Origin of the sequence: Aliiroseovarius sp. YM-037 (assembly GCF_048060095.1) — a bacterium.
Classification (GTDB): domain Bacteria; phylum Pseudomonadota; class Alphaproteobacteria; order Rhodobacterales; family Rhodobacteraceae; genus JBLUOA01.
Map to the genome: position 1 here is coordinate 59,871 of NZ_JBLUOA010000001.1, position 19,220 is coordinate 79,090.

The following is a 19,220-nucleotide window of genomic DNA, read 5'->3' on the forward strand; positions in this document are numbered from 1 at the left end:
GCGGTGTTGTCGATGACAGCACCCGTCAAGGCAAAGGATGCGACCTACAGCCTTTTGCGGTTTGATGAGCTTTCCGGCTGGGAAGACGACGACCACCAAGAAGCGCTTTCGGTCTTTCTGGAAACCTGCGGCGATATGAATGGGGCGGAGTGGACCGCGCTTTGCGCGCTCGCGACGACACAGCCCTCGGCCCGCACCTTCTTTGAAATCTTCTTCCGCCCGGTGATGGTGGAGGATGGCAGCCCCGCCATGTTCACCGGCTATTTTGAACCGGAGCTTTCGGGGTCGCTTCAGCCCACAGCGCGGTTCCGCTACCCCCTCTATCGCAAGCCGCCAGAGGCCGATGGACTATGGCTGACCCGACGAGAGATTGAGGAAACCGGAGCACTCCACAATCGGGGGCTTGAGATTTGTTGGGTAGATAACCCGGTCGATGTGTTCTTTCTGCAAATCCAAGGCTCGGGGAGGGTGCGTCTGACCAATGGCAACGTGATCCGCGTTGGTTATGGCGGGGCGAACGGCCAACCCTATCGATCTGTTGGCGAAGAGCTGGTGCGGCGCGGCGTCTACCAGCCGCATCAGGTGTCCGCGCAGGTGATCCGCAATTGGGTGCAGCGCAATCCGACGGATGGGACCGAACTGCTGCGGCACAATCCGTCTTTCGTGTTTTTCCGCAAGCTGCGGGATCTGGCCCCGGACCGTGGGCCGCTTGGCGCGATGAACCGGTCGATCACCACGCTGCGGACGATTGCGGTCGATCCGCTTTATACCCCGCTTGGCGCACCGGTTTGGATTGAGAAAGAGGGCAAAGATCCGATGACCCGGCTGATGGTCGCGCAAGATACAGGCTCTGCCATCAAGGGCGCGCAGCGTGCGGATATCTTTTTCGGCTCCGGGGATGATGCGGGGCGGGTTGCGGGGCGTATTCGTGATCCGGGGCGGTTGGTGATGTTGTTGCCGATTCAGATCGCGTTTGAGCTGGTGCCCGAGGGGGCAGGATGACGCGCAAGCGTCGCCACCTGCGCCCGGACGAAGAAGAGCTTTGGGCGCGTGTCGCAAAAACGGCAAAACCAATCCGCCCGCCAGAGTTTCGGACCAGCAACCTGACTGAACCGAAACAAAACGGCGCGGCAGACGACTCGCCGCGTCCGATTGAACCGTTTTCTATCCGCAGCGGTGCGAAGCCCGCGACCCGGATGGACCTTATCCCGTCGATTTCCGATCAGCTTTCACGTCAGCCAGTGCAGATGGATGGCAAGGCTTTCGGCAAACTTCGGCGGGGCAAGATGACGCCCGACGCCAAGATCGACCTGCACGGCATGACGCTCGCCCGTGCGCATCCGGCTTTGACAAGCTTCGTGCTAAATGCCCACGCCTCGGGCAAACGGCTGGTTCTGGTCATCACCGGCAAGGGCAGGCAGCGCGACGATCACGGGCCAATCCCGGAACGGCGCGGTGTTCTGAAACATCAAGTGCCGCAGTGGCTGCAATCCGGGCCGCTTCGTTCTGTGGTTCTTCAGGTGGCCCAAGCACATGTTCGTCATGGCGGAAGCGGCGCGTATTACGTCTATCTAAGGCGCAATCGCTAAGGTCTTTCGGACGCGCCCAACCGCGACCGCCACGATGGACGACGCGAGCGTGATATAGGCTGCGATCCCGAACATCTGCTGTTCGAAATTCACGCCAAGATCAATCAGCTCCCCGGTAATCGCTGGCCCAATGGCAGAGCCGAGCACCATCACCGCCGCCGCCATCGCCTTGATCGACCCAAGGTGGCGGGTGCCGTAGAACTCTGCCCAGAACGCGCTTGATAGGGTCGATTGCCCGCCTTGGGTCAGCGCCATGACCGCCATCGCGCCGCCCGCTGCCCACGGCGAATGGGCAAGGCCGAACAAAACGAACCCCAGCGCGAGCGGCAGTTGATAGATCGGCATCAACCGCCCGGTTCCGATCCGGTCGATCAGCCATCCGAACCCAAGGGCGGAAAGCACGCTGACAATCGTATAAATCGGGATCAATGCAACGAAGGCCGCATGGCTCCACCCCTTTACTTCGGCGATGTGGACCTGCTGGAAAAAGAATGACGTGACAAAGGCCGACGGGGCGACAAGCGCGGGGGCCAGCGCCCAGAACAGCCAGTGTCGCAACGCGCCGTTCCGGGTCCAGTGAATGCCCGCCATGCCGGATGCGTGGGTTTCTTCGGCAACCGATCGCGGCGTGCGTTCCTGGCGCAGAAGCAGCATCAGCAGCGGGATCAGCAAGACGACAACAACCGCGCAGCCGATCCAAAGTGACCGCCACGAATAGAAGCCAAGCAGCGCGACGAAGATCAGCGGCAGCAAAGCCTCCCCCGCCGCGAAACCAAGTGACGCGATGGCAAGCGCCCGGCCCCGCGCCGCCACAAACCACCGCGCCATACCAACGGCAGATACATGCGGTAACATTCCTTGCCCGGCAAGCCTCAGCGAGAAGATCACGAACGGCAGCGCCCATGCCGCCGAGACCGTCGCCATCGCAACACATGCCCCGGCAAGGCCAAGGAACACGAACGCCCCAAGGTGGCGCACGCGAAAGATGTCGGTCAGCCCGCCCGCCCAGATCATCACGACGGCAGAGGCCATCGTGCCTAATGAATATAGCCCGCCCCAAGCGCCGTGGCTTAGATTGAACTCTGCCCGGATTTCACCGGCGAAGATCGAAATGAAAAAGGTCTGCCCAAAGCTCGACACCAACGTCAGAAGCATACCAGCGGCGAGCCATTGTGCATTGGCCCGCAGGAACGCGCCAAACCTCATTGCACGCCAGCGGCAGCGGGGTTGAGGATGACTTGCGTGGCGTTCTGGACCGTCAGCACCGTGCCGGGGATCAGCCCCGCGCGCCCCGATGGATCGTTGGCGAACGCCGCCTCAATCCCCGGTGCGAGCTTAAGGATGCGAATCAATGCGGGTGAGGTTGCTGCGCTGAAATGGCCAACCGGGCCGTCCGAGAACTCCGATAGGTCAAAGATCGTAACCTCAAGATCCGACAGAATCTCCGGGTCCGTGACATTACCCAGCCGATCCGTCCGCCCGGTCAGCCGCGCCGACAGTCGCAGCGCTCGATCCCGGTCAGAGGAAAAGATCGCGAAGGGTTGCGGCAAATCCCCGATCCGTGCGGCTTGCTGGCGGAACAGATCAATGTCGATATCTGGGGATAGCAGAACGACCCCGCCCACCTGCCGATCAAGGCTGCGCGGGTTGGCGATCGCCATCTGGCGCAGGGTTTCCATGACAAGCTGCGCGCCGATCGAGTGGCCGACGAGCAGAACCTCGTTCGCTCCGGCTGAGCGGACGACTGACAAAAGCTCCTCTAACCCGTCGCGGGCGAATAACACGCTGTCGTGGTCGTAGGCATAACCCAAGGCGCTGCCTGCGCTGGGCCAGGAATAGTGAACCGCAACGTCGGGCAGCCCGAAATCATGCGACATCTGGGCAAGCCGATAGACGCCATCAGAAAACGTGTTGTTGAACCCGTGAACATAGATGATCGCAACGCGTTTGCCGACTGGGCGGGTCAGCAGGGCTTGGCGCAGGTCGCGCCGAAACTCTCCGACACCCTGAAACAAAACCTCTTCCGTTGCTATGAAATGCTGCGTGGCGTCCGGTGCCTGTCGGGGCCATTCGATGCGCCCCGTTTCATGCGCGGGCGGGACGGACACATCGTAACGGGCAAAAGCCAGATCGCCCGACCGTTCCGCCCCGAACCGCGTTTCTGGGTCACGTTGCCGGGTCGTTCCGACAAAAACGCGCTGCACCTCGCCGACGGATGCGGCGGCTTCGTCCACGACAATGACGGGCCGCGGCCCGCAGGCCGTCAGCAGCACAGCGATAGCTGCGGTCAGAAGGAAACGTAGAACCGGCACAAGCGCGACTTTCAAAGGGTCGATATCGCGCTTGCCCTAGCAGGTTTTAAAACGGTCGCCTAGAGCACGTAGCGGCTGAGATCGGCAGAGCGGGTGAGTTCGCCGAGGTTCTCTTCGACAAAATCCGCGTTCACCTCAACGCTTTCACCAGCGCGGTCGGGGGCGGTGAATCCAAGCTCCTCGAACACACGCTCCATCACCGTGTAAAGCCGCCGCGCGCCGATGTTTTCGACCGATTGGTTCACGTCTGCGGCGATCTTGGCAAGGGCTGCGATTCCGTCTTCTGTGAAGGTCACGGTCACGTCTTCGGTGCCCATCAAGGCCGTATATTGCCGCGTCAGCGCATTGTCGGTTTCGGTCAGGATGCGCACGAAATCTTCTTCGGTCAGTGGACGCAGCTCGACCCGGATCGGCAAGCGACCCTGCAGTTCGGGCAACAGATCGGATGGCTTTGCAATGTGAAACGCGCCAGAGGCAATGAACAGGATGTGGTCGGTCTTGATCGTGCCGTGCTTTGTGCTGACGACGGTGCCTTCGATCAGGGGCAGCAAATCGCGCTGCACGCCTTCGCGGCTGACCTCGCCACCACGCGCGTCGGCGCGGGCGCAGACCTTGTCGATCTCGTCCAGAAACACGATGCCGTTCTGTTCGACCGCTTCGAGCGCGGCCTTGGTCACGGCCTCGTCGTCAAGCAGCTTGTCAGCTTCTTCGCCAATCAGAATTTCATAGCTTTCGGCGACGGTCATCTTGCGCCGCACGGTGCGACCACCCATTGCCTTGCCGAAGATATCACCGAGGTTCATCATGCCGCCCATCGGCCCACCGCCACCGGGTTGGCCGGGAATTTCAAACGACGCCATCGGGTTTGAGGTGTCGGCAACGTCGAGCTCGATGATCGTGTCGTCAAGCTCTCCCTTCTTCAGCTTATCGCGAAACATCTTGCGGGTTCCGTCGCGGGAGTCCGTTCCGGCAAGCGCTTCGATCACGCGTTCTTCTGCGGCGCCGTGGGCGGCGGCCTTCACGTCTTCGCGCATCTGTTCGCGGGTCATCGTGACAGCGTTTTCAACAAGGTCGCGGATGATCTGTTCCACGTCACGACCGACATAGCCGACCTCGGTGAACTTCGTCGCCTCGACCTTGATGAACGGCGCGCGGGCAAGCTTGGCCAGACGCCGGCTGATTTCGGTTTTACCAACGCCGGTCGGCCCGATCATCAGGATGTTTTTCGGATATACCTCGTCGCGCAGATCATCACCGATCTGCTTGCGCCGCCAGCGGTTGCGCAGGGCAACGGCCACGGCACGTTTCGCGCCCTTCTGGCCGATGATAAACCGGTCAAGTTCGGATACGATTTCACGGGGTGTCAGGTCGGTCATTTCGCGATCCGCTCCACTGTCAGGTTGCCGTTGGTGTAAACGCAAATGTCGGCGGCGATGGCCATTGCTTTGCGGGCGACATCTTCTGCGGAGCCTTCGGATTCCATCAACCCGCGCGCCGCCGCCAGCGCGAAATTCCCGCCGGAGCCGATCGCGGCCACGTCATGTTCCGGTTCCAGCACATCGCCCGCGCCAGTAATCACGTAAAGCTCTGCCCCGTCGCTGACGATCAGCAGCGCCTCGAGCTTTTGCAGGTATTTATCCGTGCGCCAGTCTTTCGCCAATTCGACCGAGGCGCGCTGCAGCTGCCCCGGTGTCGCCTCAAGCTTCGCCTCAAGCCGTTCAAGCAGCGTGAAGGCATCCGCTGTCGATCCGGCAAACCCGGCAACCACGTCATAGCCGCCCGGTGACAAGCGGCGCACCTTACGGGCAGATCCCTTGATGACCGTCTGGCCAAGGCTCACCTGCCCGTCGCCGGCGATCACAACCTCACCGCCGCGCCTGACGCCGATGATCGTTGTGCCGTGCCAACCGGGGAATTGATCGTCTGCCATGTTTCGCCTCCGTTCGTTCGGGCCTATATGGACGCGCACCGCCTGTCAGACAAGCGCGCCATAGAAAAAGGGCGCCCGAAGACGCCCTTTCCCTCGTATTAATCTGGGATCAGATGGCTTCCTTGATCCAACCTTCAAGCGCGGCCTTTGGGGCGGCGCCGACCTTGTTCGACACGACTTCGCCATCCTTGAACATGAACAGCGCCGGAATGCCGCGAACGCCCATCTGTGCGGGGGAGTTCGGGTTTTCGTCCACGTTGACCTTGACGATTTTCACCTTGCCTTCGTACTCGGTCGAAAGTTCTTCAAGCGCTGGGCCGATCTGCTTACAGGGGCCACACCATTCGGCCCAGAAATCCACGATGACAGGGATATCAGAGCTTTTGACTTCGGCGTCGAAGGTTTCGTCAGTCACGGCGACAGTTGCCATTTCGGTTCTCCAAATCAGGAATAAGTTGCCATGAACGTATGTGCCCCCCCCTTTGGCGTCAAGCCACGGTGGCGTCGGAAAACGCGGCGATCACGATGTCTTGTGGCAGCGGCATCAACGTTGCCGTGCGGGTCCAAAGAATGGCGGACTCCACCCGCTTTGCCGGATAGATCTGTTGCAAGGCGGCGTGGTAGGCGCCCATCTGCCGCAAGAGGCCGTCGGGCACGTATTCGGGGCGGGTTGGCACGACCGCGTTGGATTTGAAATCAACCGCCATCACGCGGTTTTCCTCGACGATCAGCCGGTCGATGGCACCGTGGATGCGGGCGTTGCCGAGTTCGGAAAGCTGCGCGCTGATGTCGACCTCGGCCAGCGTTGTGGGGTCGAAGAGGAAGGACAACTTCGCCGCTTTCAGAACTCGCTGCGCTTCATCAAACAGCTCTGCCGTTTCGTCGGTTGAAATTGGCGTGGTCGGATCGGCCAGAAGGTCGTTGACGAGTGCGCCCCACTGATCCGGCGCGTGACGCGGCAGATGTTCCAGCAAGCGGTGCAAACGACTGCCGCGCAGCTTGGCGGCCTCTTCATCCAGCCCCGCTTCACCCGGCAACGCCTTCGCCCTGCCAAGGTCGGACGGACGCAGGGTTTTGGCCGCCTCAACCGGGGCAGGCGCCGGCGTTTGCGTCCAGTCGGGCAGCGCCGCTGGTGTGGTTGTCGCCGCGCCTGCATCCGACGGTGCGGTGCGCGACCAATCGCCCTCCTCCAGCCGCAGACCACCGCCGAAAACAAAAGGGTGCGATACTGCGCCGGCGGTTTCCAGGCCACGCCCAATCGTTTCAAACCAGCTTTTGCCATCGCTTCCCAACTCGCCCGCGGCGGCGACGATCAACCAGGTTTCCGCCCGCGTCATCGCGACGTAAAGCAGGCGATCCCGTTCCGCATCCTGCCGTGCTTTCTGGGCGTCGTAGGCGGTAACAACCAGATCGGGCTGCATATCCTTCGGCGTGCCCCAGATCGCCAGATCGTCCGCCATCAGGATTTCATCCTTCAGCGTCGATTTGCGCTGGGCAGTGTCGGGCAGGATGACAATCGGCGCCTCAAGCCCCTTCGCGCCATGCACGGTCATCACACGAATCCTGTCGCTGGCGCTGTCCATCTGGCGCTTAACTTCGATGTCATCGGTTTGCAGCCAGACGAGGAAACCGGTCAGGCTCGGCACCTCCATCCGTTCATAAGACAGCGCTTGCGACAATAGCGCGTCGATCCCGTCCTCCGCCTCTGCCCCCAACCGCGCAAGAAGGTTCATACGCCCCCGGTGGCGGGTCAGGATACGTTCGATCAGATCGTACGGTCGCAGAAAATCCGCGGCTGCCCGAAGTGCGCGGAGCGTGGCGACGGTTTCGGGATAAGCGTCGGCGCGATTGCGGAGCGTTTCCCAAAGATGCCGCTCCTCCCTGCCGTGCGCGAGTGTGTGCAGGTCTTTCAGCGACCAGCCAAACAGCGGAGAGCGCAAAGCAGCGGCGAGCGATAGGCTGTCCTCAGGTGTCGCAAGGAATGACAGCAGCGCCGCGATATCCTTGACTGCAAGCTCCCCTCCGACTTTCAGGCGATCCGCCCCGGCCATCGGCAGCCCGCGCTCCTTACAGGCGCGGATGATTTCGTGAAACAGATCTGACCGCCGCTGAACGAGGATCAGAATGTCGCCCGCCCGCACCTTGCGCATGGTGTAGTTGCCGGAGTTGTCGGGCGCATCGGGAATATCGGCGTGCCCGATCATCGAGTCGATCTGATTCGCGATCCGGTTCGCCAAAACGACGAACTGATGGTTCTCGGCCAGCAGGTCGACGGGATCATACCATTCGGTGTCGTCCGGCTTGTCCGCCACGGGGACGACCGGCCAAAGATCGACGCGACCGGGCATATTGGCCTTGAACGCGATGTGCTGCGCGTGCCCGCCCAGCCCGCTATCTGCCCGGTCCTGAAACGTCGAGTCAACCACCCGCAGGATCGGCGCGGCGGATCGGAAAGAATACTCCATCTCCATCGACCGAAGCTGTCCTTCGGCGTCCGACAAACGGCTTTCAAACAGCGCGCGCATCCGGTCGAAGCCTTCCGGGTCAGCGCCCTGAAACGAATAGATCGATTGTTTTTTGTCCCCGACAACGAATATCGACCGCTCCGCATTGGCGCGCGCGCCCTCGCCCGCCGTGAATTCCTGCGCGAGCCGTTCAATCACGTCCCACTGCGGCGGGCTGGTGTCTTGCGCCTCATCCACAAGGATATGATCGATGCCACCGTCCAGCCGGAACAGCACCCACTGCGCGACGACCGGATCGTTCAGCAACGCTCGCGACCGCAAGATCAGATCATCAAAGTCGAGCCACCCCCGCGCCTGCTTGCGCTGTTCGTAGAGCGGCAGGAACACAGCCGCGAACTGATGAAGTGCGAGCGTTTTTTGGGCAACATAGAGACGTATTCGGCGACTTCGCCCCTCCTCCACCCGCTGCATCAGGGCGTTGATCGCCGGCATCGCGTCGCCCAGTGCCTTGCGCGTGTTCTGCGTCGGGAATGCGTCGATCTTTGCAGTGAACGCGCCAGCCTTCGCTGTCGCACCGGTCAGCATCACGGATTCCAAAATTTCCAGATCGGTATAGCGGATATTGGACGGATCCATCGCGTCGAGCTTTTTCGCCGCCTTATTATCCATGCTTGACCCAGCGGCGAGCGCGGTGCGCAGTGTCGCCAGCAACGCCCCGTCGCCGGGCAAAACCACATTGCGAAGGATGGTTTGCTCGGTTTCATCCGCATCAAGACCCATCCGCTGGGCAAGCGTCGGCCAGTCGATAGCATCAGCGAACTCCGTCCGCCGCTTCACGACCTCGGCGGAAAGTTTCGAAAAATCTTCCCCGGAATATTGCGCGGCAAGGGTATCGATGATGGCGATATGCTCGCCATCGGCCATGTCCTCGATGATCTCGCCGCGCAAAAGTTCCGCCGCGCGGTCGTCCATTTCCTTGAATTGCGGAGAAACGCCCGCTTCCAACGGAAACCGCCGCAAAAGCGATGCGCAAAACGAGTGGATCGTCTGAATCTTCAACCCGCCCGGCGTTTCGATGGCGCGGGCGAACAGGCGCCGCGCCTCGGCCCGCATTTTATTGTCGATCTGCCCGTCGACCCCAAGGGCGCGCAGCCCGTCGGTAATCGCCTCATCCCCCAGCATCGCCCACGACCCAAGGCGCTGGAACAGGCGGTTCTGCATCTCGGACGCGGCGGCCTTGGTGTAGGTCAGGCACAGGATATGCTGCGGCGACACCCCGTTCAGCAAGAGCCGCGCGACGCGATCGGTCAGAACCCGCGTCTTGCCGGAGCCCGCGTTTGCCGAGAGCCAGACAGACCCCGACGGGTCCGCCGCCTGCACCTGCCGTTCGGTGGCTGCGTCGCGCCGGGTCATGCGACATCCTCCGGGTCAGGCTGCATCGTTTCATCCCATTCGCCGTAGCGCGATAGGTGATCGTATTCGCCTTCAAACCGCTGCTTTTCGACGGCGCGGCGGGCGGTATAGCCCCTGTTTTCGCTGAAATAGGCTCTAATCAACTCGGAAAGCTCTTCCCACACCTTTCCGACGGCAACATCGTCAAGTGGCGCGGGCTCTTCCTTGGGCTTTGCGCCGAGGCCGATGTAAACCGCGCCGCCGACCGGAGTCGGCCCGAGTTTTTCAAACCCGCCCCGCTCAACCATCGCGGCTTCTAGCAGCAACTGCTTGTCGAACGCCTTTTGCTGCGGCTGGGTCGGCGGGCTTCCGGTTTTGTAGTCGTAGATAAAGGCCGTTCCGTCAGGCGCGCAGTCAATACGGTCTGCATTCGCGGTGAGAGTGAAGCCGATATCGGACAGCGTGGCGCGGCCGGATTCTTCAAACAGGAACGGCTCGGCATCTCGCTGGCGAGCTACTTCGCCAGCAATAAACCAATCCGCAACGCGGACGAGCTTGGCCAACCAGATCCGCCGCGCGGCGGGCCATGGGGCCTCTTCGTCCAGGATCTGTTCGGCTGTTCGCAGAAGCGCGTCGGTCGACAGCACGTTCTGGCGAATGAACGCGTCGAGGATTTTGTGCACAATAATCCCCCGCATCAACGCGTCGGGCATTTTCTGAAGCGGGTTGAGCGCGCGCAGGTTCAGCACATAGCGCGCATAGACGGCAAAGGGGTCACGGATCAGGGTTTTGATCTGCGTGACCGGCAATTCGCTTGGCCGCTGATCGCGCGGGGGGCGGGGGGATGGGCGCTTTTCAGGCGAAATAGGCTCTGATTTAATATCAATTCGCGCCGCCAGGTCAAGCCATTGCTCTCCCCTGTTCCGCATGTCGCCAAGTGCCTGAACCCCCCCTTGATCCGCCAAACCACCCAGCAGGTTCGTCAGTCGATTGACCCAGCGGGAGGGCACAGTCTCCGCCTCTGCATCGCGGATCGCACGGGTTAGCCAGACTTCCTTCGCGGCGATCGCCAATTGGAAGTCATGCGCCGATAGTCCGATCCGCCGTTCAGGCAGCAAAAGCCCGGCATTCTTGCGCATTTCGCGGTTGAGCCATGGATCAGGGGCGGGCGGTTCCGGCCAGACGCCATCGTTTAGCCCCCCGAGGATAACAAGGTCGGCACCCTGAACGCGCGCCTCAAGCGTGCCCCAGATCATGATGTTGGGGTGTGGGCGGATGGGATCGCGCACCTCCCCTTGGTTGAGAACCGACAGAAACAGCGCATCGTATTCCGCAGCGGTCATTTCGCCGCCATGCTGCGCCTCTTGCCGAAGCTCCGTGACGATGCGTAGCGCTTCCTTGCCTGCGGGCTTTTCCCAAAGCTCGCCGAGGGTTGTGCCGTCAGGCCCAGACGAAAGCGCGGCGGCGATGTCGAGGTGTTCGGCAAGGTGGGCATCAAGCGAGCGGGTTCCGGCGCGTTCTCGGCCGCAAATCAGGCTGGCGATCCAATCGGCCCATTCCGCGCGGCCATCCTCGCCGCCCTTGGCGGCCCATGCGGACAGGTCGTCCGGCCCCGGGAAGGGTGGACCATGTCGGCGCAGCGAAAGCTCCAACTCCCGCGTCCATAACAGGTGCTGGCCGCGACCCTCACCCCCGGTATTCGCGAGGGGGTGTTTGAGCAGCGCCAGAAGCGCATCAGACGTCAATTTCTGCCGGAACAGAGACGAAACATGCCGCAAGAAACGGCCCGGCGCGGATAGACCAAGCGGCCGACCTGCGCTGTCGTCCGGCTCTATCCCCCAGCGATCCAGCGCGGCGGTGACCTGCCGCGTCAGCAGCCGATCCGGGGAGATCAAGGCGGCGGTCTCGCCGCGCTCCGCCGCTTGGCGCAGGCGCAGGGCGATGGCGACAGCCTCCGCTCGGACGGAAGGGGCTTCGATCAGGGTGGCGGCCCCAGTCGCTTCGCCAATATCGTCAAGCGCTGCGCCTTCGACCATCCATTGATCTGTCACCGGTGCCGGACGCAGCGCGAGGGACACAAGGCGGTTGCGGGCGGGGCATGGCGGCTGCGTTTGATCCCACGGCAAAATATCGTCACGGGTGACATCCAGCGCCGCCATCAGCCGGGCAAAGCGAAATTGCGGATGATCCTCAGCCGTCAGCGCGTCATCCATGCCGCGCCAGACATCGGCGGGCGTGTCGAAATCGAAGCCCGGCAGAACCAACGCCCCCTGCGGCAGCTGCGCGACGGCCCGCATCAGCAGTTGCGTCGTGCCGCGCGACCCGGTCGACCCTGCGATAATCACCGGATGGTCCGGCGGCGCGACCTTCCAGCGCTCAACCAGACGCTCAACAACGCGCCGCTGTCGCGCCTCGGCATCTGGTGCGTCGGCCACGAAGAGCTGCTGCGCGAGGTCGACGAACCGCTTGGCGCGATCCCAATGGCCGGACTGGTCGGTGATATCGAGCTTTTGAATCGCGTCGGCGGTCACGCCCTCCCCCTGCATTTCATCAAGCAGGGAGGCAAGGCTATCGGCGAGGTCAAAGATCGCGGATCGCGGCGCGAGATCGGGTTCCTGATCGAGGAGTTTTGAGATGAGCTGTGCAAGCTCCAACCGCCGTCGCAGGGGTGGCACTGCGGGCGGAATGTCGGCCATCGACACATCGCTGGCAAGGTCGGTGACAAGTCGAAGCCGGGGCAGCAGGATCGGCGGGCCGGAGTCAAACAACGCGCGGACCCGGCGCTGCATCCGGCGGGTGTTCAGAAAGACTTCGGCACGGGCGAGGCATTCGGGTGCGCGGCCTGAATTCCGCTGAATTAGACCCGAAACCAATGCCTGCGCAAAGTCGACGCCGGGTGGCAACGCAAAGATCCGGGGCTTATCGGAATGCTCAAACATCGCGGTCCCCGCGAAGCAGGTTTTCAGCGTCCTGAATGCCGTGGGGCGTGCCGACATCACACCACGCGCCGGGGTAACGCAGACCGAAAACGCGACCATCGCTGAGCATCCGGTCCCACACGACGTTGAGGGAAAACGCCGCGTCTGTGATATCCGCGAGCCTGTCGGTCTTGATAATCTGCGCGCCGGAATAGATCAGCCCCGGACCGCGCGTGATCTGACCGTCTTTTCCCAACACGAAATCCCCCGCGCCGGAATGCCCGTGGGCGGCCTCGGGCGCAATCAACAGCAACAGCGCGTCCATGATTTCAGGGCTCCAAGCATCGGACAGGGCGGTCAGCGGGTTCGGTCCGCGCCAGATCGAATCGGAATTGAGCGTATAGACCGGCCCCGGCCGAAGAAGCGGCAGCGCCTTCCTCAGCCCGCCGCCGGTTTCGAGGATGTCGCCGGTTTCCTCCGATATCGTCACGGACCGGCCGGCGAGATGCCTGCGCATCATTTCGGCCCTGTAATGCACATTAACGATTTTGCGTGTGATCCCGGCGCTTTCAACGATGTCGAGCGTGTGGTCAATCAGCGCCCGCCCGGCGACATTAATCAGGGGCTTTGGTCGATCAGCGGTCAGGGCGCCCATCCGGGTGCCGAACCCGGCGGCGAAGACCATTGCGGATGTGGGGGTGTCAGGCGTCATGCGGATTTCAACGCCTCGCGTAATTCAGGTTTTGGTGCTGGTAGGGCGCGCGGGATCATGGGCTGCAGGTCGGCCATGATCGGGTGCGACAGGTCGCTCATCAGATGGCCCCAGACGCGGGGCAATAGGTCGATGTAATGCGGCTTTCCGCGCAACCGCGCGAGGCGGGCAAAAACGCCGAGGATGCGCAGATTACGCTGCGTCGCCTGGACAGCACAGGCGGCGCGGAATTGATCGGGGTCGGTGTCGGTCGCGGCTGTATATCGGTCGATCATCGCGGCGACGACCTCTGGCGCAACGTCACGTCGCGCGTCTTCGAGGAGGGAGATCAGATCGTACGCCCGATGCCCCGCCAGCGCGTCTTGAAAATCGAGCAAGCCGACCCGTGCGACGCCTTCCCGCCCCGGCAACCAAACGAGATTTTCGGCGTGATAGTCCCGCAGAATGATCACATCGGTGTCGGGCGTGTGGGCGGTAAGGAGCGTTTGGAGTTGGGCGATGATGTCTGCTTCCAGAGCGGCATCGCGCTGATCCGATGGCGCGTAAAAGTCGAAGACGGGGCGGATGTAGTCCGCCATCATCTCGGCGGTGTAGGGTGCGACGAAAGGCGGGCAGGGTGTGTTGTGCAGGTCGATCAGAACGTCGACGGCGGCCTCAAAAAGGGGGCGTTCCTTCGCCGGGTCGGCGGTGATCACCTTGGCGAAGCTCGCGTCGCCGAAATCTTCGAGCAGCATCAGGCCGGTTGCGTCGTCCCGTGCGTAAATCTCTGGCGCGGACAGGCTCGATTGACGCAAGAAATCCGCGACCTCAACGAAGGGGGCAAGGCCAGCACCGTCCCCCGGCGGATCGTCCATCAGAATCGCGGTGCGGTTGTCGAGCGTCAGCCTCTCATATCGTCGGGCAGAGGCGTCGCCCGCCAGGTGCGTGCGGTCGGCTTTTACCCATCGCGCACCTGTCAGGAAGGCGGTGATTTCCGCGCTTCGATTAGTCATTGACCTGCCTGAGGATACTCATCCAACGCTCCGCCCCCGCAGTGGCGGTCAGTTGGCGGGCGTCAGGGTCGGCGTCGAGCGCGAAGGTCAGGCGCAGCGCATTTTGTGGAACATCGTCGCCCAGCCGATCCGGCCATTCGATGATGCAGATCGCGTCCTCTAGTGCATCCTCAAGCCCCAGTTCGGACAGTTCGCTTGGGTCGGTGAGGCGATAAAGATCGAGGTGCCAGATTTCGCCCGCGTCGGTTTCGTAGGTCTGAACCAGCGTGAAGGTGGGGGAGGGAACATCCTCTGGGTCCGTCAGCATGGACTGGATAATCGACCGGGCGAAGTGGGTTTTGCCGGCACCAATCGGGCCTTCTAAAAGCAGCGTATCGCCCGGCTTCAACGCACCCGCGATGGTCCGCGCCAAGGCGGCGGAGTCTTCGGGTGATTTCAGATGGCGGTGGGCGGCGTCGCGAAGCATGGGCCGACTGTAGCCGGAAGATCAGGCGCTGCAAGGCGGTTCATGCGTCAACGGTTTCGGGCGCGCCTTCTTTTTCGTTCTGCGCCGCTGGTATGTTTGCTTCGGGCGTGAATCCAACCAATGTCGCGCCGCCGGGCAGCGGCACCAGCCGCACCGTGACCCCTGCCCCGGTCAGCAGCGTGACGGTTGTGTCCCAAGCCTCTCGCCCGGTGCGGCGGTCGATGAATTGCGCGATCCGGTCCCATACCGGCGTTGGCGCGCAGGCGGCGGACCATTGGCGCAACGCGTCGGCACTTGTGGTTTCCGCGATGGCAGAGCCGGGATCGACACCCCAAAGCCGGGCGTAGGCGTCATTCGACAGTGACAGCGGCCCGCCGCAGGAAAAGACCGCGACCGCTTCGGGCTGGCTGTCGATGACGGCTTGTCCCAGCTCAAGCTCGGACCGGAATTTGCGGGTGAGCGAGATTTCAGAGGTGATGTCTTCGAACTGAAACGCGATTGCACCGTTCGGATGCGGACGCCCGGTAACGCGGTAGGTCCGGCCCGATGACAGCGACCATGTTTCTTCGTAAGTTCCATCGACAGCGGCGGCTTCCAGCGCGGCCATGTGTTGCCGCCAGCTTTTGTAGTCTTTCGGCTCCGGCAGCATCCGCTTGTCGCGCAGGCGATCCAGCACGGCGCGGAGTGTTGGTTTGGACGACAGGAAATCGACCGGCAACCCCGTCAGATCGGTGAGCGCGGGATTGAACAGCGTCAACTGTCGCCGCTCGTTAAAGATTGCGAGGCCGACGTGAAGATGCGCGAAGGTTTTGGTCAGCGTCTGCACGAAATCGCGCTGGGCCAGTTCGGCTTGAACGGCGGTGTCGGCGTCAATGGCGAAATTCAGCGTCAGGTCGCCGAACGCCACAGATTTACAATCAAACCACGCGGCGATTTTGCCATCCGGCGTGCGCATCGCCATCCGCTGGGTGCCGGGGCGGGGCGTGCCCTCCTGTGCGTTCAGCGGATCGAACAGGCGCGGCGGCGGCCAGGAGGCGTGTTCCGTATCCGGGCGAAGCTGGTTCGCGCGATCGATATAAGCGGTATTGGCCCATGTCACGTCGCCGTCTTTGGTTTGTTGCCATAACAGGAAAGGCGCGTTTTCGGCGGCGGCGCGCAGCAGCGATAGCTCTGCCTCCATCGCGGTCAGGCATTCGCGGTCAACCGGGATTTCGGGCGTCGTTTCTTCGGGATTCAAAAGCTCGATCCGCACAAGATCGTCCCACCATTCGGCGACGATGATCGTGGGGTCGTCCGCCCCTTCGGCGATTAGGGTCTTGCGGCCGGACTGCGCCAGATCGGTCAGATCGCTTTTCAACGTCGGGAACCGCGCGCAAAGGACCGCCGATAGGCGCTGCCAGTCCGTCTTGGCGTGCGGCACGGTTTTCAGCAAAGCCTGCGCCGGGATCGTCGCGTCGATCAGGCTTTCATCGTCAAAGATGAAGACGAGCGATTTTTCCGACCCCTCCAGCAGTTTCCGCGCGGGGGTGCGATGGCGGGATGGATCGCGCAATGAGATCCATAGCGCGATCATCGCCGATGAAAGCGACGCCAGAAAGATCAGTGCGACCGTTGAATATTCAGCCAGATACAATGAAGGAGCCTGCCTCGTCGTCGTTTCGGCTCACTTTTCGGTCATTTTGGTTAACAGCGTCTTAACGCTCGGCGATCACGCCTTGATGGGCTGGTTTTCCCCCAATGCGCCGGGGCGTGCGTTAGCCTCTGGTCCGCGTTCGTTGCGCGGCCATGTCACGCTGACGACCGCGCCCTTGCCCCTCGCCGCCATTTCGGCGCGAAGCGATGGATCGGTCCCGTTCGCGAACGCAAGCTCCGCACCCGAACGCTGTAGCAGCGTCTTTGCGATGAACAGGCCAAGGCCCATCCCTTCGTATTCCGGGCGCTGGGCCTTTTCGCTGGCACTGCGGCGGCGGCGCATAAGCGGCTCTCCGATCCGGCCGAGCAGGTGCGAGGGGTAGCCGGGACCGTCATCCATCACCCGCAGGCGAATGGTGCTTTCGGTCCAGCGGGCTTCGATCCACACGGTATCCGTGGCGAAATCGACAGCGTTCTGAATGAGGTTGCGGACGCCGTGGATCAGTTCTGGCTGGCGCCGGATTGTCGGTTCCGGGCCGCCGTCCTTGTCTGGGGCGAAGTCGAACTGAATCGATTTGCCGCGATCAAGATGCGGTTCTGCCGCTTCGGAAATCACCGCCGACAGGGGCGCGGAGCGCAGGTGCAGGTCGTCCTTGCCGGCCCGGCCCATGGACCGCAGAATCTCCCGGCAGCGGTCAGATTGATCGCGGATCAGAATGGCGTCGTCATATAGGGGATCGTCTTCGGTCAAATCTTCCAGTAACTCCGTGCTGATGAGTTTGATCGTGGCAAGCGGCGTGCCAAGCTCATGCGCGGCGGCGGCGATGACACCGCCGAGGTCGGTCAGCTTCTGTTCACGAGCCAGCGCCATTTGCGTTGCCAGCGCGGCTTCGGACATCGACCGGATTTCTGATGACACCCGATGCGCATAAGCGCCAAGGAAGACGATCCCGATCATGATTGCGACCCAGAAGCCGAAAACAAAAATCTGCGGCATTCGCAGGATGAACCCCTGCTCTGTCCGCAAGGGGATGTGGTAGTTCACGAGGATGGTCGTTGCGGCCAAAGCGACGACGCCTAGAAACACGGTCGACCGCGTGTAAAGCGCAGTTGCGGAAATCGTCACCGGGGCAACAATTAGCAGCGCAAACGGATTGTGAAGCCCGCCGGTCAGGAACAACAGCAGCGACAGCTGCGAGATGTCGAACAGCAACATGACGACAACCTGCGCTTCGGTCAGGCGCTTGTTTTCCGGATAGACGAAATCAAAAACCAGATTGGCAATGACCGAGGCCGCGACGACCGCATAGACAAAGCCGACCTCCATCGACAGGCCGTAAAGCCGTTGCGCAATTGTGATCGCCGCGATCTGTCCGACGATGGCGATCCAGCGTAATGTGGTGAACGTGCGCAGGCGCAGCCAATCGGCCCGCGCTTCGGGCGGGAAGACCGCGCTGGGCGGATAGGTCTGGGGCGTGTCGGCTTGGGATTGCGTCATCATGCGCAATTGTTAAACAGGCCGAGCGACGCGATCAATGCGCCGTATGGCAAGAAAGGCGAATCCGGAATGGTCAGAACATATGCAATCGTCGCGGGCGCAGCGATCGTCGCGCTTATCGCAGGTGTTTACGTCGCCACCACGCGCGGTGGGGAAGAGGCGTTCGCACAATGCCGCTCTGGCCAGGTCGCGGGTGGCATGGGGTCGGTCGGCGGGCCGTTCACTTTGGTCGATCAAACCGGACAGACCGTGACGGATGAGGACGTGTTCACCAAACCCTCCATCGTTTATTTCGGCTATACCTTCTGCCCCGACGTTTGCCCGGCGGACACGGCCCGTAACGCAATCGCCGTGGATATTCTTGAGGAGAATGGCACTGACGTAACGCCCGTCATGATCTCAATCGACCCGGAACGGGACACGCCCGAAGTCATGGCGGATTATGCCTTTAACCTTCACGACAAGATGATCGGGCTGACCGGATCGCTGGAACAGGTTCGCGCGGCCTCGCAAGCCTACAAGACTTATTTCAACAAGCAGGATGCAGAGGATGAATTCTACCTCGTCGATCATTCGACCTTCAGCTATCTCGTCCTGCCGGAAAAAGGTGTCGTCGAATTCTATCGCCGCGAAACAACGCCGGAGGAGATGGCAGAAAGCGTCGCCTGCTTTGTTGACGCGGCAAGCTAAATTGACCCGCCCCTTGCAACGGCCTACAAGCGACACACGGCCTATGCGAACAGGGGGCACGAATGACAGAGCACGATCTGCACGATATTGGTGACGATAAATCACTTCTTCTGGTTGATGACGACGAACCGTTCCTGCGCCGCATGGCCCGTGCCATGGAAAAGCGCGGGTTTGAGCCTGAATTGGCCGGATCTGTCGCGGCTGGGCGTGCCATCGCCACCGCCCGCCCGCCTGCCTATGCGGTGATTGACTTGCGGCTTGAGGATGGCTCCGGCCTCGACGTGGTTGAGGTGCTGCGCGAAAAACGCCCCGATTCCCGGATCATCGTTTTGACGGGCTACGGCGCGATTGCCACGGCTGTTGCCGCGGTTAAATCCGGCGCGACCGATTACCTGTCAAAACCCGCTGATGCGAATGACATCACCGCGGCGCTGCTGGCCAAGGAAGGCACGCTGCCGCCACCGCCGGAAAATCCGATGTCCGCAGATCGCGTCCGGTGGGAGCATATTCAACGGGTGTATGAGCTGTGCGACCGAAACGTCTCTGAAACCGCGCGTCGGCTAAGTATGCACCGCCGCACGCTGCAACGGATTCTGGCGAAACGCAGCCCACGATAGGGGCACG

Annotated in this window: 16 protein-coding genes; 4 read left to right on the top strand and 12 right to left on the bottom strand. The window is 62.0% G+C overall.

All coding sequences use genetic code 11. The annotated features are described in order from the left end of the window. Positions 1-12: 12 nt before the first annotated feature. Both ACEWPJ_RS00315 and ACEWPJ_RS00320 read left to right on the top strand, forming a co-directional pair. Positions 13-1,002, top strand: coding sequence for a murein transglycosylase A (locus ACEWPJ_RS00315; RefSeq protein ID WP_416510162.1), 990 nt, complete (start codon positions 13-15; stop codon positions 1,000-1,002). Then, entirely contained in the window at positions 999-1,589 is a 591-nt protein-coding gene (locus ACEWPJ_RS00320; RefSeq protein WP_416510163.1) for a Smr/MutS family protein, read from the top strand. Before ACEWPJ_RS00315 ends, ACEWPJ_RS00320 begins: the two co-directional genes overlap by 4 nt. Here the strand turns inward: ACEWPJ_RS00320 and ACEWPJ_RS00325 are convergent. The 12 genes from ACEWPJ_RS00325 to regB form a co-directional block, all read right to left on the bottom strand. Next, on the bottom strand, positions 1,572-2,795 hold the full coding sequence (locus tag ACEWPJ_RS00325; protein ID WP_416510164.1) for an MFS transporter: 1,224 nt from the start codon (positions 2,793-2,795) through the stop codon (positions 1,572-1,574). The two genes, ACEWPJ_RS00320 and ACEWPJ_RS00325, sit on opposite strands and share 18 nt — an antisense overlap. Next, positions 2,792-3,916, bottom strand: a complete 1,125-nt coding sequence (locus tag ACEWPJ_RS00330; RefSeq protein ID WP_416510165.1) for an alpha/beta hydrolase — start codon at positions 3,914-3,916, stop codon at positions 2,792-2,794. The genes ACEWPJ_RS00325 and ACEWPJ_RS00330 overlap by 4 nt, the downstream gene beginning before the upstream one ends. Positions 3,917-3,960: 44 nt before the next feature. After that, the gene (gene hslU, locus ACEWPJ_RS00335) at positions 3,961-5,277 is read right to left on the bottom strand and encodes an ATP-dependent protease ATPase subunit HslU (protein WP_416510166.1); all 1,317 of its coding nucleotides are present in this window, start codon (positions 5,275-5,277) and stop codon (positions 3,961-3,963) included. Continuing rightward, complete coding sequence (gene hslV, locus ACEWPJ_RS00340; RefSeq protein WP_416510167.1) at positions 5,274-5,831, bottom strand: ATP-dependent protease subunit HslV; 558 nt, start codon at positions 5,829-5,831, stop codon at positions 5,274-5,276. Before hslV ends, hslU begins: the two co-directional genes overlap by 4 nt. A gap of 109 nt (positions 5,832-5,940) precedes the next feature. Next, a complete protein-coding gene (trxA, locus tag ACEWPJ_RS00345; RefSeq protein ID WP_416510168.1) occupies positions 5,941-6,261 on the bottom strand; it encodes a thioredoxin in 321 nt (106 codons plus the stop codon). A gap of 58 nt (positions 6,262-6,319) precedes the next feature. Then, entirely contained in the window at positions 6,320-9,709 is a 3,390-nt protein-coding gene (gene addA, locus ACEWPJ_RS00350; protein ID WP_416510169.1) for a double-strand break repair helicase AddA, read from the bottom strand. After that, positions 9,706-12,627, bottom strand: coding sequence for a double-strand break repair protein AddB (gene addB / locus ACEWPJ_RS00355; RefSeq protein WP_416510170.1), 2,922 nt, complete (start codon positions 12,625-12,627; stop codon positions 9,706-9,708). Before addB ends, addA begins: the two co-directional genes overlap by 4 nt. Beyond that, on the bottom strand, positions 12,620-13,318 hold the full coding sequence (locus ACEWPJ_RS00360) for a nucleotidyltransferase family protein (RefSeq protein ID WP_416510171.1): 699 nt from the start codon (positions 13,316-13,318) through the stop codon (positions 12,620-12,622). Before ACEWPJ_RS00360 ends, addB begins: the two co-directional genes overlap by 8 nt. After that, positions 13,315-14,310 carry an aminoglycoside phosphotransferase family protein gene (locus ACEWPJ_RS00365; RefSeq protein ID WP_416510172.1) on the bottom strand — a complete coding sequence of 332 codons (996 nt, stop codon included), beginning with the start codon at positions 14,308-14,310 and terminating at the stop codon, positions 13,315-13,317. Before ACEWPJ_RS00365 ends, ACEWPJ_RS00360 begins: the two co-directional genes overlap by 4 nt. After that, positions 14,303-14,776, bottom strand: coding sequence for a tRNA (adenosine(37)-N6)-threonylcarbamoyltransferase complex ATPase subunit type 1 TsaE (gene tsaE / locus ACEWPJ_RS00370; RefSeq protein ID WP_416510173.1), 474 nt, complete (start codon positions 14,774-14,776; stop codon positions 14,303-14,305). The genes ACEWPJ_RS00365 and tsaE overlap by 8 nt, the downstream gene beginning before the upstream one ends. Before the next feature lie 40 nt (positions 14,777-14,816). Then, positions 14,817-16,409 carry a PAS-domain containing protein gene (locus ACEWPJ_RS00375; RefSeq protein ID WP_416510174.1) on the bottom strand — a complete coding sequence of 531 codons (1,593 nt, stop codon included), beginning with the start codon at positions 16,407-16,409 and terminating at the stop codon, positions 14,817-14,819. A 75-nt stretch (positions 16,410-16,484) separates the two neighbouring features. Further along, entirely contained in the window at positions 16,485-17,906 is a 1,422-nt protein-coding gene (regB, locus tag ACEWPJ_RS00380) for a sensor histidine kinase RegB (RefSeq protein WP_416512974.1), read from the bottom strand. A 69-nt stretch (positions 17,907-17,975) separates the two neighbouring features. Here regB and ACEWPJ_RS00385 point away from each other — a divergent pair, with 69 nt between their 5' ends. After that, on the top strand, positions 17,976-18,596 hold the full coding sequence (locus tag ACEWPJ_RS00385) for an SCO family protein (protein ID WP_416510175.1): 621 nt from the start codon (positions 17,976-17,978) through the stop codon (positions 18,594-18,596). Positions 18,597-18,658: 62 nt separating this feature from the next. After that, positions 18,659-19,213 (top strand): ActR/PrrA/RegA family redox response regulator transcription factor, encoded by a 555-nt coding sequence (locus ACEWPJ_RS00390; protein WP_416510176.1) that lies wholly within the window; start codon positions 18,659-18,661, stop codon positions 19,211-19,213. Positions 19,214-19,220 lie beyond the last annotated feature (7 nt).